This window comes from Streptococcus mitis (genome assembly GCF_000722765.2).
Classification (GTDB): Bacteria; Bacillota; Bacilli; order Lactobacillales; family Streptococcaceae; genus Streptococcus; species Streptococcus mitis_AQ.
Genome location: NZ_CP028415.1, coordinates 1483624 through 1497279, shown reverse-complemented (window position 1 = coordinate 1497279; position 13656 = coordinate 1483624). Strand labels below are relative to the sequence as shown.

The 13656-nt window shown below is 43.1% G+C and carries 10 protein-coding genes; 7 read left to right on the top strand and 3 right to left on the bottom strand.

Annotated elements, in window-relative coordinates:
- Nucleotides 1-70 precede the first annotated feature (70 nt).
- The 4 genes from SK637_RS07525 (at nucleotide 71) to SK637_RS07510 (ending at nucleotide 3839) form a co-directional block, all read left to right on the top strand.
- A complete protein-coding gene (locus SK637_RS07525) occupies nucleotides 71-829 on the top strand; it encodes a threonine/serine exporter family protein (RefSeq protein ID WP_033689220.1) in 759 nt (252 codons plus the stop codon).
- Between the two features lies 1 nt (nucleotide 830).
- Nucleotides 831-1280 carry a threonine/serine exporter family protein gene (locus tag SK637_RS07520; protein WP_033689218.1) on the top strand — a complete coding sequence of 150 codons (450 nt, stop codon included), beginning with the start codon at nucleotides 831-833 and terminating at the stop codon, nucleotides 1278-1280.
- 112 nt (nucleotides 1281-1392) lie between these two features.
- Nucleotides 1393-2565 (top strand): hydroxymethylglutaryl-CoA synthase, encoded by a 1173-nt coding sequence (locus tag SK637_RS07515; protein ID WP_033689651.1) that lies wholly within the window; start codon nucleotides 1393-1395, stop codon nucleotides 2563-2565.
- Nucleotides 2565-3839, top strand: coding sequence for a hydroxymethylglutaryl-CoA reductase, degradative (locus SK637_RS07510; RefSeq protein ID WP_033689217.1), 1275 nt, complete (start codon nucleotides 2565-2567; stop codon nucleotides 3837-3839). The genes SK637_RS07515 and SK637_RS07510 overlap by 1 nt, the downstream gene beginning before the upstream one ends.
- A gap of 189 nt (nucleotides 3840-4028) precedes the next feature.
- On the opposite strand, the gene SK637_RS07505 is transcribed toward SK637_RS07510, so the two are convergent.
- Nucleotides 4029-4994, bottom strand: a complete 966-nt coding sequence (locus tag SK637_RS07505; protein ID WP_033689215.1) for a LacI family DNA-binding transcriptional regulator — start codon at nucleotides 4992-4994, stop codon at nucleotides 4029-4031.
- Nucleotides 4975-6429, bottom strand: coding sequence for a sucrose-6-phosphate hydrolase (locus SK637_RS07500; RefSeq protein ID WP_033689214.1), 1455 nt, complete (start codon nucleotides 6427-6429; stop codon nucleotides 4975-4977). The genes SK637_RS07505 and SK637_RS07500 overlap by 20 nt, the downstream gene beginning before the upstream one ends.
- 380 nt (nucleotides 6430-6809) lie before the next feature.
- Here SK637_RS07500 and SK637_RS07485 point away from each other — a divergent pair, with 380 nt between their 5' ends.
- Nucleotides 6810-8696 carry a sucrose-specific PTS transporter subunit IIBC gene (locus SK637_RS07485; protein ID WP_033689213.1) on the top strand — a complete coding sequence of 629 codons (1887 nt, stop codon included), beginning with the start codon at nucleotides 6810-6812 and terminating at the stop codon, nucleotides 8694-8696.
- Nucleotides 8697-8844: 148 nt separating this feature from the next.
- Complete coding sequence (gene scrK, locus SK637_RS07480; RefSeq protein ID WP_000164316.1) at nucleotides 8845-9732, top strand: fructokinase ScrK; 888 nt, start codon at nucleotides 8845-8847, stop codon at nucleotides 9730-9732.
- Nucleotides 9733-9774: 42 nt separating this feature from the next.
- Here the strand turns inward: scrK and SK637_RS07475 are convergent, their stop codons facing one another.
- A complete protein-coding gene (locus tag SK637_RS07475) occupies nucleotides 9775-10392 on the bottom strand; it encodes a TVP38/TMEM64 family protein (protein ID WP_033689212.1) in 618 nt (205 codons plus the stop codon).
- 146 nt (nucleotides 10393-10538) lie between these two features.
- Between SK637_RS07475 and SK637_RS07470 the strand changes: the two genes are divergently transcribed.
- Nucleotides 10539-13529 (top strand): type I restriction endonuclease subunit R, encoded by a 2991-nt coding sequence (locus SK637_RS07470; RefSeq protein ID WP_033689211.1) that lies wholly within the window; start codon nucleotides 10539-10541, stop codon nucleotides 13527-13529.
- Nucleotides 13530-13656 lie beyond the last annotated feature (127 nt).

Below are 13656 nucleotides of genomic sequence, written 5' to 3'. Positions count from 1 at the left end.
TTCATGGCAAAGATTTTTTTTGACTCAAGATTTGTGATAGAATAGAGGAAGTTGATAAAAGGAGGGACGCATGGAAGAATCAAGAGAATTAAATGCCGTCATCGATGTGATTATGCTAGCAGGAACCATTCTCCTCAAAAGTGGTTCAGAGATTCATCGTGTAGAAGATACCATGATTCGGATTGCGCATTCGCAGGGGATTGTGGATTGCAATGTTCTTGCCATGCCTGCCGCTATCTTTTTCTCCATTGAAAATACCAATATTTCGCGAATGAAACGCGTGACTTCCTCTTCTTATAATATCGAAAAAGTCTGCGATGTGAATCAGATTTCTCGTCAGTTGGTAGGAGGAAAGCTTGATTTAGAGACAGCCTTCAAGCAATTGAAGGCCTTGCAAGCCCAATCCCTTCCTTATACTAAGTTGCAGGTAACTTTGGCTGCGACCTTTAGTGCTCCTTTCTTTTCGGTTATGTTTAGTGGAAATATCTACGATGCACTTGGGGCAGGAGTGGCTACCTTTTTTGGTTTTGCCTTTTCCCTCTATGTAGAGAAGTTTATCCGAATTCCCTTTGTGACAGCCTTTGCTGGAGCTTTTGTATTTGGGATGATTGCCCAGTTTTGGGCTCGCTACACAGGTTTTCCTTCAACGGCAGATTTGATTATAGCTGGTGCGGTCATGCCGTTTGTGCCAGGGATTGCCTTGACTAATGCGGTTCGTGATATTATGACTAACCACATAAACTCTGGTATGAGTAAGATGTTTGAATCCCTGCTCATTACCCTTGCTTTAGGGGCAGGAACTTCTGTCGCCTTGGTATTGATGAACTAATATGACACTAACAACCTTTTTATTACAAGCAGTAGCAAGTCTTCTTGCTATTATCACTTTTTTAATTGTACTCAATGTTCAACGCTCTATGCTCTTACCTGGAGGGATTTTGGGCATGGCTGTCTGGCTAATTTATCTTTTGCTCAAGGAACCAACCAATGTCATTGTAGCTACTTTTATTGCAGCCATTATCGGTTCTTGTGTCAGCCAGATTTTAAGTATTCTTTATAAGACACCTGCTGTGGTCTTTATCTTAGCCATCTTGGCACCTCTGGTTCCAGGTTATCTCTCCTATCGGACAACTGCCTTTTTTGTGACAGGAGATTACAGTCATGCCATTGCCAGTGCAACCTTGGTTGTTATGTTGGCTTTGGTAATCTCTATTGGCATGGCTAGCGGAACAGTAATTCTCAGACTTTATTCTCACTTACGAAAACAGCATAAAAGTTAGATTCATAAGAGACTTGATTTGGTGAATCAAGTCTTTTTTCTCTCTTTTACTGCTATTTGTGATAAAATAGTATAGAACGATTTTTTACATGAATGATAAAACAGAGGTAAATATGACAATCGGTATTGATAAGATTGGTTTTGCGACCAGTCAATATGTCTTGAAATTACAAGACTTAGCAGAAGCAAGGGGAATTGACCCTGAAAAATTAAGTAAAGGACTCTTGCTCAAGGAATTGAGTATTGCGCCCCTAACTGAGGATATCGTGACCTTGGCGGCCAGTGCTAGTGACTCTATTTTAACTGAGCAAGAAAGAGCAGAAATTGATATGGTCATTGTGGCTACTGAGTCAGGAATTGATCAAAGTAAAGCTGCAGCCGTCTTTGTGCATGGTTTGCTGGGCATCCAGCCCTTTGCTCGTAGTTTCGAGATTAAAGAAGCTTGCTATGGAGCGACAGCGGCCCTTCATTATGCCAAATTGCATGTGGAAAATTCTCCAGAGTCCAAAGTTTTAGTCATTGCCAGTGATATTGCCAAATACGGTATTGAAACTCCAGGAGAACCCACTCAGGGTGCTGGAAGTGTAGCTATGTTGATTACACAAAATCCACGCATTATGGCCTTTAATAATGACAATGTGGCTCAGACTCGTGACATCATGGATTTTTGGCGTCCAAATTACTCAACAACTCCTTATGTAAATGGTGTCTATTCTACTCAACAATATCTAGATAGTTTGAAAACGACTTGGCTTGAATACCAAAAACGCTACCAGCTTACTTTGGATGATTTTGCAGCTGTTTGCTTCCACTTGCCTTACCCTAAATTAGCGCTAAAAGGCTTGAAAAAAATCATGGATAAGAACTTGCCTCAAGAGAAAAAAGACCTCTTGCAAAGCCATTTTGACCAGTCTATTCTCTACAGTCAAAAGGTGGGGAATATCTATACAGGTTCCCTCTTCCTCGGACTCTTGTCTCTCTTGGAAAATACAGATAGCTTGAAGGTTGGCGATAAAATTGCCCTTTATAGTTACGGAAGTGGGGCTGTAGCTGAGTTCTTTAGTGGTGAATTGGTTGAAGGATATGAAGCTTATCTGGATAAAGACCGTTTGAACAAGCTCAACCAACGGACTGCCCTGTCTGTTGCAGACTATGAAAAGGTCTTCTTTGAGGAAGTGGACTTGGATGAAACAAACTCTGCCCAGTTTACTGGCTATGAAAATCAAGATTTTGCCTTGGTTGAAATTGTGGACCACCAACGCCGTTATAGCAAGGTTGAAAAATAATGAAGATAAGTTGGAATGGATTTTCTAAAAAATCATACCAAGAGCGCCTCGAGCTGTTGCAAGCTCAGGCGCTCCTTAGTCCTGAGAGACAAGCGAGTCTGGAGCAGGATGAACAGATGAGCGTGACTGTGGCAGACCAGCTGAGTGAGAATGTAGTGGGAACTTTTTCTCTGCCTTATTCGCTGGTCCCAGAGGTCCTCGTCAACGGTCAGGAATACACAGTTCCCTATGTGACAGAAGAACCGTCCGTGGTTGCTGCGGCCAGCTATGCAAGTAAAATCATCAAGCGTGCAGGTGGCTTTACTGCTCAGGTCCATCAGCGTCAGATGATTGGACAGGTAGCCCTTTATCAAGTTTCTAATCCTGAACAAGTGCAAGCTAAGATTGCCAGCAAGAAGGCTGAGCTCTTGGAGCTTGCCAATCAAGCCTATCCTTCTATCGTTAAACGTGGAGGCGGAGCGCGTGATTTGCATGTAGAGCAGATCAAAGGTGAAACAGACTTTCTCGTTGTTTATCTCCATGTTGATACCCAGGAAGCCATGGGAGCCAATATGCTCAATACCATGCTGGAAGCCTTGAAACCAGTCTTAGAAGAACTGAGTCAGGGACAGAGTCTCATGGGAATCCTGTCTAATTACGCGACCGATTCTCTGGTGACTTCAAGCTGTCGTATCGCCTTTCGCTACTTGAGCCGCCAAAAGGATCAAGGACGAGAAATTGCGGAGAAGATAGCCTTGGCTAGTCAGTTTGCGCAGGCTGATCCTTACCGAGCTGCTACTCATAATAAAGGGATTTTTAACGGTATTGATGCCATTTTGATTGCCACTGGTAATGACTGGCGTGCCATCGAAGCAGGGGCCCATGCTTTTGCCAGTCGAGATGGACGCTACCAAGGTCTTAGTCGATGGAGTCTAGATACGGACACAGAAGAATTAGTCGGTGAGATGACCTTACCTATGCCTGTAGCGACCAAGGGCGGTTCTATCGGTCTCAACCCTCGTGTAGCCCTCAGTCATGAACTACTGGGAGATCCTTCTGCCAAAGAATTAGCCCAGCTTATCGTGTCTATCGGTCTTGCCCAAAATTTTGCAGCCCTCAAAGCCTTGGTGAGTACAGGCATCCAGCAAGGCCACATGAAATTGCAGGCCAAATCCTTGGCACTTCTCGCAGGTGCTAGTGAATCTGAAGTTGCTTCCCTAGTAGAGCGCCTTATTGCAGATAAAACCTTTAACTTAGAGACAGCCCAGCGTTATTTAGAAAACTTAAGATCATAAAAAAACTCAGACCGATCGGTCTGAATTTTCTTGTGCTTATACTCTTCGAAAATCTCTTCAAACCACGTCAGCTTCGCCTTGCCGTAGATATATGTAACTGACTTCGTCAGTCTTATCTACAACCTCAAAGCAGTGCTTTGAGCAGCCTGTGGCTAGCTTCCTAGTTTGCTCTTTGATTTTCATTGAGTATTAAATACTTTTTCCTGGTAATAAGGTAACTGGTAAGAAGTAACCAGTTGTCGCGACTTCCTTACCTTCAATTTTCTGCAAGAGGAGATCAACAGTGAGGCAGGCAATCTCTTCCAAGGGTTGCTTAATAGTAGCCAGTTGAGGGTAGTAATTCTCGATAAAATAGGTCCCATCATAGCCGATGACCTTGAGCTCTTCAGGGACAGAAATGCCCAGTTCTTGAGCAATTTTAATGACCAGAATAGCTGTCAAATCATCCGAAGCAAAAATGGCATCTGGTTTTTGTCGAGTCAAGATATTCTTGATTTCCATTTCTTTTCTGACGGGAGAAAAGTCACTGGAAACATTGATAATAGAAGCTTTGGGGAGTACAGAAGCAAAACCAGCGTGGCGTAGTCCAGTTGGAGAATTTGAATTGTCATTCCCTGTAATCATGATGATAGACTGGGCGCCTGTCTTAACCAAGGTCTGGGCAGCAAGAACCCCACCAGCATAGTTGTCAGAGGAGACGACAGGAATGTCTGGAGACAGGTTTCGGTCAAAGGAAATAATCGGCGCCGTCACGCGATTGTAGTCTTCGATTCCCAAGTTGTGACTACCCGAAATGATGCCGTCCACCTGATTGGCTTCCAACATTTCGATGTATTCGCGTTCCTTTTCAGAATCGTGCTCACTGTTGCAGATGATGGTCTTGTAACCATTTTTGAAGAGTTGGTGTTCCAGCTTATCAATCAATTCTGCATAGAAAACGTTAGAAATATTGGGGAAAATCAAGCCGATTAGCTTAGCTGATTTTCCTTGCAGACTACGAGCTAGGTTGTTGGGTTTATAGCCCAATTCCCGCATGGCTTCATTGACCTTTTGAATGGTTTTTTCAGAGAGATAACCTTTTTTGTTGATAACCCGAGAAACGGTAGTAGGGCTGACGCCTGCAAGTTTGGCGACATCAGTTAATTTTGCGACCATAATCTAATTCATAGTAAGTTCCAGTTGGGTTTCCAGATTTAATTAGGATACCATTTTGGTCCGCATGTGGGAAGACACGACCAGAAAATACTTTTTCTCCTTTATTGATGAAAATTTCAAAGACAGAGTTATCGATGAAGATTGTAGCAGTAGTAGCCTGATTCTCGATAGGGCAAGAACGTGTAGTTCCAAATTCTTGGGCATACTGTTCACCAGCCTGGCTACGATCCACTGTCACTTGACCATTTACAAGGTCAAAGTTGATGGAAAGTCCCTTGCCATCTTGATCAGCAAGTAAGACAATCTCGCTCTGGCTATTAGCTTCCAAGCTGAGTTCAAGTTCGTAAGTGTTCTTGGTTTTGGAACGGTTTGAGAAAGGTTCTTCAGAAGCACGAAGGTCCTTGATAGCTGCGACTGGGTATTGGTAGAGTTTGCCGTCTTTGATAGTGAGTTCCTTGACCAAAGAGAAGGTTCCTTGGTGGTCAAAACGGTCAGATGGATATGAAACATCTGGCAAGCCAAGCCAGCTAACAGCTAGAGCACGTCCATCAGGAGTGTTGAAGGCTTGAGTTGCATAGGCTTCGAAACCATAGTCCATGTTTTGAAGTTGAGATACATCTACCATTTTAGCATTTTCAGGGTCAAAGGAAGTCCCAATCTTATACATATTTGGATAGATATTATCGTAGTCTAGAACATCTTTATCCAATCCTTGTGGGCAGTAGAGAAGAACAGGTTGTTCCCCTACAAAGACCAGATTTGGACATTCCATCATGTAGGCAGTACGGTCGTTAGCAAAGTCAAGGTCGCCAACTGCTTGCCAGTTTGTGTAGTCGTTGTAAACAGCCTTGTAGAGACGGACGAAGCCTTTTTTCTCCAAGTCCTGTCCACCGACGATAGCATAGTATTGGCCCTTGAAGTTAAAAATTTGCGGATCACGGAAGTGGTCAGTAGAGTCTGCCGGCTGGTCGATCAAGATCTTATCAATTTTTGTAATCTTGCCATCCTTATCCATCAAAGCTCCAATCTGGTAAGGGTGACGGATCCAGTTTTCATCACGAACATTTCCTGTATAGAATAGGAACAAGTTATCGCCAAATTGCATGGCAGAACCAGAGTAGGCACCGTGGCTATCTAATGGAGTATCAGGTAAAACTTTGATTCCAGTTTCTGTGAAGTGAACCAAGTCCTCGCTTTCCAATTGCACCCAAGATTTTAAACCGTGGACTGCACCAAAAGGAAAGTTCTGATAAAAAACAACCCACTTCCCATCAAAGTAAGAAAAGCCATTTGGGTCGTTGAGAAGTCCTGTTTTTGGCTCAACATGGTAATGAGTATGCCATGGAGATTGTGCCATATTTTCCTTTATATGTTGAATTTCTTCTTGCGTCCAATCTTGATAAAGTCTGTAACGACGCTCAGTTGTCCATTCCATTCATTCATTCCTCCGAAAATCTTATCACTTTTAATAGTAACCGTTTTCGAGTAAAAAAGCAAGCCTTTTATGTTAAAAAAGAGAAAAAACTGTCAAACGTTTATCATAAAATAAAAGCAGGAAATCAATCATTTATCTACAGAAAATTGAAAGAAAGTGAAACAAAATCCTTTTTAACTCAGATTTTAAACTATTTTTTTAAAGAACACTTTCATAAAACTCTCACAATCTATCAAAACAAAAGACCTTACTCTAAGAAACAAATATTTTTTCTGCAAAACGCTTGACATATTTTTGAAACATGATAAAATAATAGTCGTAGGGCGGATAAAATCGCTTTCAAACACTTTACAAAATTTTATATAAGGAGATTTTTGCAAATGAACAATCAGGAAATTGCAAAAAAAGTCATCGATGCCTTGGGCGGACGTGAAAATGTCAACAGTGTTGCCCACTGTGCGACTCGTCTTCGTGTCATGGTCAAAGATGAAGGAAAAATCAATAAAGAAGTGATTGAGAACTTGGAAAAAGTTCAAGGTGCTTTCTTTAACTCAGGTCAATACCAAATCATCTTTGGTACAGGTACAGTTAACAAAATGTACGATGAAGTTGTTGCGCTTGGTTTGCCAACATCATCTAAAGATGACATGAAAGCAGAAGCTGCTAAACAAGGGAACTGGTTCCAACGTGCTATCCGTACTTTCGGTGACGTTTTCGTTCCAATCATCCCAGTTATCGTAGCGACAGGTCTCTTCATGGGTGTGCGTGGTCTCTTAACTGCTCTTGGAATGACACTTCCAGCTGACGTGACAACTTACACTCAAATCTTGACAGATACAGCCTTCATCATCTTGCCAGGTTTGGTTGTGTGGTCAACCTTCCGTGTATTCGGTGGAAATCCGGCCGTTGGTATCGTTCTTGGTATGATGCTTGTTTCTGGCTCACTTCCAAACGCTTGGGCGGTTGCTTCAGGTGGTGAAGTAACAGCTATGAACTTCTTTGGTTTCATCCCAGTTGTTGGTTTGCAAGGTTCCGTTCTTCCAGCCTTCATCATCGGGGTTGTCGGAGCTAAATTTGAAAAAGCTGTCCGCAAAGTTGTTCCAGATGTGATTGACCTCTTGGTAACACCATTCGTGACACTTTTGGTCATGTCTATCCTTGGACTCTTTGTTATCGGACCAGTCTTCCACGTTGTTGAAAACTACATCCTTATTGGTACAAAAGCAATTCTTGGCTTGCCATTTGGTCTTGGTGGTTTCTTGATTGGTGGGGTTCACCAATTGATCGTCGTGTCAGGTGTACACCACATCTTCAACTTGCTTGAAGTTCAATTGCTTGCTGCTGACCATGCTAACCCATTCAATGCTATCATTACAGCCGCTATGACAGCTCAAGGTGCTGCGACTGTTGCGGTTGGTGTGAAAACGAAAAATCCAAAACTGAAAACACTTGCTTTTCCAGCTGCTCTTTCTGCCTTCCTAGGTATTACAGAGCCTGCTATCTTCGGGGTGAACTTGCGCTTCCGTAAACCATTCTTCCTTTCATTGATTGCTGGTGCAATCGGTGGTGGATTGGCTTCAATCCTTGGACTTGCTGGTACTGGTAATGGTATCACCATCATCCCTGGTACAATGCTTTACATTGGTAACGGCCAACTTGCCCAATACCTTCTTATGGTAGCTGTATCATTCGTTCTTGGTTTCGCTCTTACTTATATGTTTGGTTATGAGGATGAAAAAGAAGTTGCTACTGAAGTAGAGACAGAACGTTTGGTCCAAGAAGAAACAACTGGTAACATTCCAGCAGCTCTTCAAAATGAAACACTTGTAACTCCTATCGTTGGTGATGTTGTAGCTCTTGCTGATGTTAATGACCCAGTCTTCTCAAGCGGAGCTATGGGACAAGGTATCGCTGTGAAACCAAGTCAAGGTGTGGTATATGCACCAGCTGATGCTGAAGTTTCAATTGCATTTCCAACAGGACACGCTTTTGGTTTGAAAACAACTGATGGTGCTGAAGTTTTGATTCACGTTGGTATCGACACTGTAACAATGAACGGTGACGGTTTTGAAGCAAAAGTTGCTCAAGGTGATAAGGTTAAAGCTGGCGATGTTCTAGGAACATTTGACTCAAACAAAATCGCTGCAGCTGGTCTTGATGATACAACAATGGTTATCGTTACAAATACAGCTGACTACGCTTCAGTAGCTCCAGTCGCAACAGGTTCAGTTGCGAAGGGGGATGCTGTTATTGAAGTGAAAATCTAATTAATCCTCTCAAAATGAAAACGAACAAATGACATGTTTGTTCGTTTTTGCTTGAATGGTAAGATTTACAGAGGAAAATCTAAAAAATAGAGAAATTTAGACTTTCGAAATATGCTATAATAAAGAAAATAAAAACAAGAGGTTTATCATGACAAAATTATATGGAAGCTTGGAAGCGGGCGGTACAAAGTTTGTCTGTGCTGTCGGTGATGAAAACTTTAACGTTGTAGAAAAAACACAATTTCCAACAACAACTCCGATCGAAACAATCGATAAAACCATTGAGTTCTTCTCAAAATTTGACAACCTTGCTGGTCTTGCAGTTGGTTCATTTGGTCCGATTGATATTGATAAAAACTCAAAAACTTATGGCTTTATCACAACGACTCCAAAACCAAACTGGGCAAATGTGGACTTACTTGGTGCCCTTCGTCGCGCCCTCAACGTGCCAATGTACTTCACTACAGACGTAAACAGCTCTGCTTATGGTGAAGTGGTTGCCCGTAACAATGCTGGTGGTCGTATCGAAAACTTGGTTTACTACACAATCGGTACAGGTATCGGTGCAGGTGTCATCCAACGTGGTGAGTTTATCGGTGGTGTGGGTCACCCTGAGATGGGTCATTATTATGTTGCTAGACACCCAATGGATATTGAAAAAGAATTCAACGGTGTTTGTCCATTCCACAAAGGCTGTCTGGAAGGTTATGCAGCTGGTCCAAGTTTGGAAGCTCGTACAGGTGTACGTGGGGAAAATATTGAACTCAACAACCCTGTTTGGGATGTCCAAGCCTACTATATCGCTCAAGCTGCGGTTAATGCGACAGTGACTTTCCGCCCAGATGTGATTGTCTTTGGTGGAGGGGTCATGGCTCAACAACACATGCTGGACCGTGTCCGTGAGAAATTTACATCTCTTCTCAATGGTTACCTACCAGTGCCAGATGTGCGTGATTACATCGTGACGCCAGCAGTAGCAGGAAATGGTTCTGCTACTCTTGGAAACTTTGTTCTTGCAAAAGAAGTTTCAAAATAAAGCATAAAATCCGCTTGGGCAACCAAACGGATTTTTTATGTGTCAAAGCATTTGCCAGAAAAAGTCAATAATATAGGTCAGACCGTAGGTATAAACCACGAGGGTAAAGGGCTTGGTCAGAATGATGATGGTCATATAGCGCTTGAAACTCATCTTGGTCAGGGCAGCCAGCATACAGAGAAAGTCAGCTGGACTAATGGGCCAAATCATCATAAAGATAAAGAAACGGTCAAAACGATTGCCCTTATCCAGCCAGCCGATGTACTTGTCATAGGTGCGCTTGCTGACGACAGACTGGACAAAGGCAGCACCATAGAGACGCACCAGATAAAAGATAATGGCACAGCCAATCACGATGCCGATATAGTTGTAGATCGTACCGATGATGTGTCCGTAAATAAAGACCCCGGCCACCGAGGTCAAGGCTCCAGGAATGATAGGGACGACCGTCTGTAAAATCTGTAAAAAGATAAAGAGAGGTGGCCCCCAGATACCTGCCTGCTGGATAAAGGCAGAGAGGGTTTCCTTAGACTGTAAAATCCCAGACTGATAAGCCCAAATACAGAAAATCAAACTCCCAACCCCACCGACAATCGATGAGATATTGATAACTTGCTGTAGAAGGGGAGAAACAGCTTTCATTTGTTTATCCTGTGACATGTAAACTCCTCATAGATAGTATAACTCTACTATACCATATTTTGGAGGAGAAAGGGGGAAGATTGTTTTTACAATGGGAAGAGTGATGGATTTTGAGCCTAAACATGCTATAATAAAGGGAGCAGACATGTAGCAAAGGAGAGAGTATGATGCAGGTAAAACCAGAACTGGAAATAGAAAAACAACTGATTAACCAACTGGTAACTGGGGAAAGTCAATGGACTTATCGAGAAGACCTAAAAACAGAAGAACAACTATGGGAGAACTTCTTTGAGAAACTAGCCCAAAACAACGTAGCCCTACTAGCAGACCATCCTTTGACAGAGCAGGAAAAACGCCAGATAAAAAACCAACTCAACTTTATCAGCTACTACGATGCTGCCAAGTGGTTGGTCGGTGAAAACGGCATTGCCAAAGTCGAGGTTCAAAGAGAGGATGCAAGCCTAGGAACCATCCGATTATCCGTTATCTGGCGAGACAATATCGCAGCTGGAAAGTCTAGCTATGAAGTTGTCAATCAAGTCCAACGAGAAAAAGTAAATCCTCTGGATCAAGACCGTAGACTGGATGTTACTCTCCTCATCAACGGCTTACCTATGATTCAAATCGAGCTCAAGAGCTCCCAAGCAGCATTTATCGATGCTTTTCATCAGATAAAAAAATATGACCGTGAAGGGAAATTCCGTGGTATCTACTCTAGCTTGCAGATGTTTGTTGTGACCAACAAGGTTGATACTCGCTATATCGCTGCAGCTCGTGAAAATAAACTTAACAAGCAATTTCTAACCAAGTGGGTGGATAAGAACAATCATCCTGTGACAAATCTGACTAGCTTTGCCCACGAAGTCCTTTCTATCCCTCGTGCCCATCAGATGGTCATGCAGTATTCTGTTATTGATGATAGCAAGAAATCTCTCATCCTCTTGCGCCCCTATCAGATCCACGCAATCGAAGCAGTTCAAGAAGCCTCTCGCCAGCAAGCATCAGGCTATGTCTGGCATACGACAGGTTCAGGAAAGACTCTGACTTCCTATAAGGTAGCGAGGAATCTCCTTCAGATTCCTTCTATCCAAAAAACAATTTTTGTCGTTGACCGCAGGGACTTGGACCAACAGACTACCTCATCATTTCTCTCCTATGCGACCAATGATGTCATTGATATCGATGAGACAGATAATACCCATGATTTGGTCAAGCGTTTAGGAAGTAATGATAAGCGTGTGGTGGTGACCACTATCCAGAAAATCACCACCATGATGCGCAAGTTTGAACAAGGAATTTACCAAAGAGATGCGGACAAAATCAAGGGTCTCCGAGTGGCCTTTGTCGTGGATGAATGCCACCGTGCCGTGACTCCACAAACACAAAAAGACATTAAATCCTTTTTCCCTCAGTCCCTCTGGTATGGATTTACAGGCACACCCATCTTTAAGGAAAATAAACGCCAGCAGGTGGGAGACCTTGCCCAAACCACCCAGCAACAGTACGGTGACCGTCTCCATGAGTACACGGTCAAGGAAGCCATTCATGATGGAGCGGTTCTGGGCTTTAAGGTCGACTACCGCAATACCATCATCTCAGATCTCCTAGAAGAAGAGATTCCAGACCAGGCCTATGAGGACAAGGAGCACATGCTAGAGGTTCTAGATGCCATCCTCAATAAGAGTCAGCAACAGCTCAATATCCCTAAAGGGGTCGGAAAGAGCTATGAGGCTATCTTGACAGTCAAGTCCATCCCACGAGCACAGGCTTATTATAATCTGCTCAAGAGCATACTCGCTGGCAAGGAGCGGGTCAAGGTCTCCGAGCGGGTCAAACGCCATTTGCCAGATTTTCCAAAGTTTACCATCACTTACTCGGTGTCTGAAAATGAGGAAGAATCCATCGGCTACCAAGACCACATGAAGCAGGTCATGGAGGACTACAACCAAGAGTTTGGCACGCATTTTAGCCTAGCGGATCTGCGGGGCTTTAATAGCGATGTCAATAATCGCCTTGCTAGAAAGCAGGACAAGTACCTCTATCGCAATGAGCAGTTGGATCTGGTCATCGTGGTCGATCGTCTCTTGACAGGCTTTGATGCACCGTGTCTTTCTACACTCTTTATCGATCGCAAGCCTATGCGCCCACAGGACTTGATCCAGGCCTTCAGCCGGACCAATCGAATCTTTGATGACAAGAAGCACTTCGGCCATATCATCACCTTCCAGCGTCCTCAAGCCTTTAAGGAAGCCGTCGACAATGCCCTTAAGCTCTACTCTAATGGCGGAGAAAATGAGGTCCTAGCACCAAGCTGGGAAGAGGAAAAGAGGAACTTTTTACGGAGTTGCAGTGATTTCCAAAATCTCATCACCGATGATCCTGAGGAAGGACTCCAAATCGAGCAAATCTCTACACCTGAGCTGAGGAAACTAGCTAAAACCTATCAAGCCCTTGATAAATACCTAGCCTCTATTCGAGTGTATAAAGAGTATGATGAGGAAGAAGTTTACAGTCAGACAGGACTTGATGAAGAAAAGTTGGAAAGGTATCTGGGTCTTTATCGCAATGTCCTTGCAGAATTAAAAAGCCGAATAGAGGATGATGACGATGGAGAGCCCCTTGATATTCACTATGAACTAGAGTCTATTCAAGTGGACGAAATCAACTATGCCTATATCCTAACCTTGATCCAAAGTCTGATTGAACAAGGTCGAAGTCAAGAAAAGAACCTAAGCGCCCAAGATAAGGAAGCAGTGGATAACTATATTCAGAGCCTTGAGAAGACCAATCCAAATCTTGCCCAGATCATCACGGAACTTTGGAGTGAGGTACAAGAACATCCAGAAAGCTATCGTGGTCAGTCTATCGCCAATATCTTGGATCAGATGATCGAGGCGGTCATCCAGCAACATATCCAAGTCTTTAGAAAACGTTGGTATGTCGGAGAGGATGAACTCCGTTACTATGTCGAGCACTACCGTAAGGGAGCTAAAAAACAACTGGGAGAGAGCCAGCTGACCAAGAGCCAGCGCTATCAGGACTATAAGATAGAAGTGGCAGATGCCCTCAATCCTCTTCTCTATAAAAAACAAATCAAGGAAGCCTATACCCAGCTAGTAGAGGAAGTCATTGAGCCATTGAGGATTGGGAGATAAAGGAAGCCGGGAAGAAAACTATATTGTTTTTGAATGTTTTATATTTTAGCACTATTTTTTTAAAAAATAGTGCTTTTTTTGACTTATTTTTTAAAAATGGTACTATTGTTGTGGATATAAGGAGGGG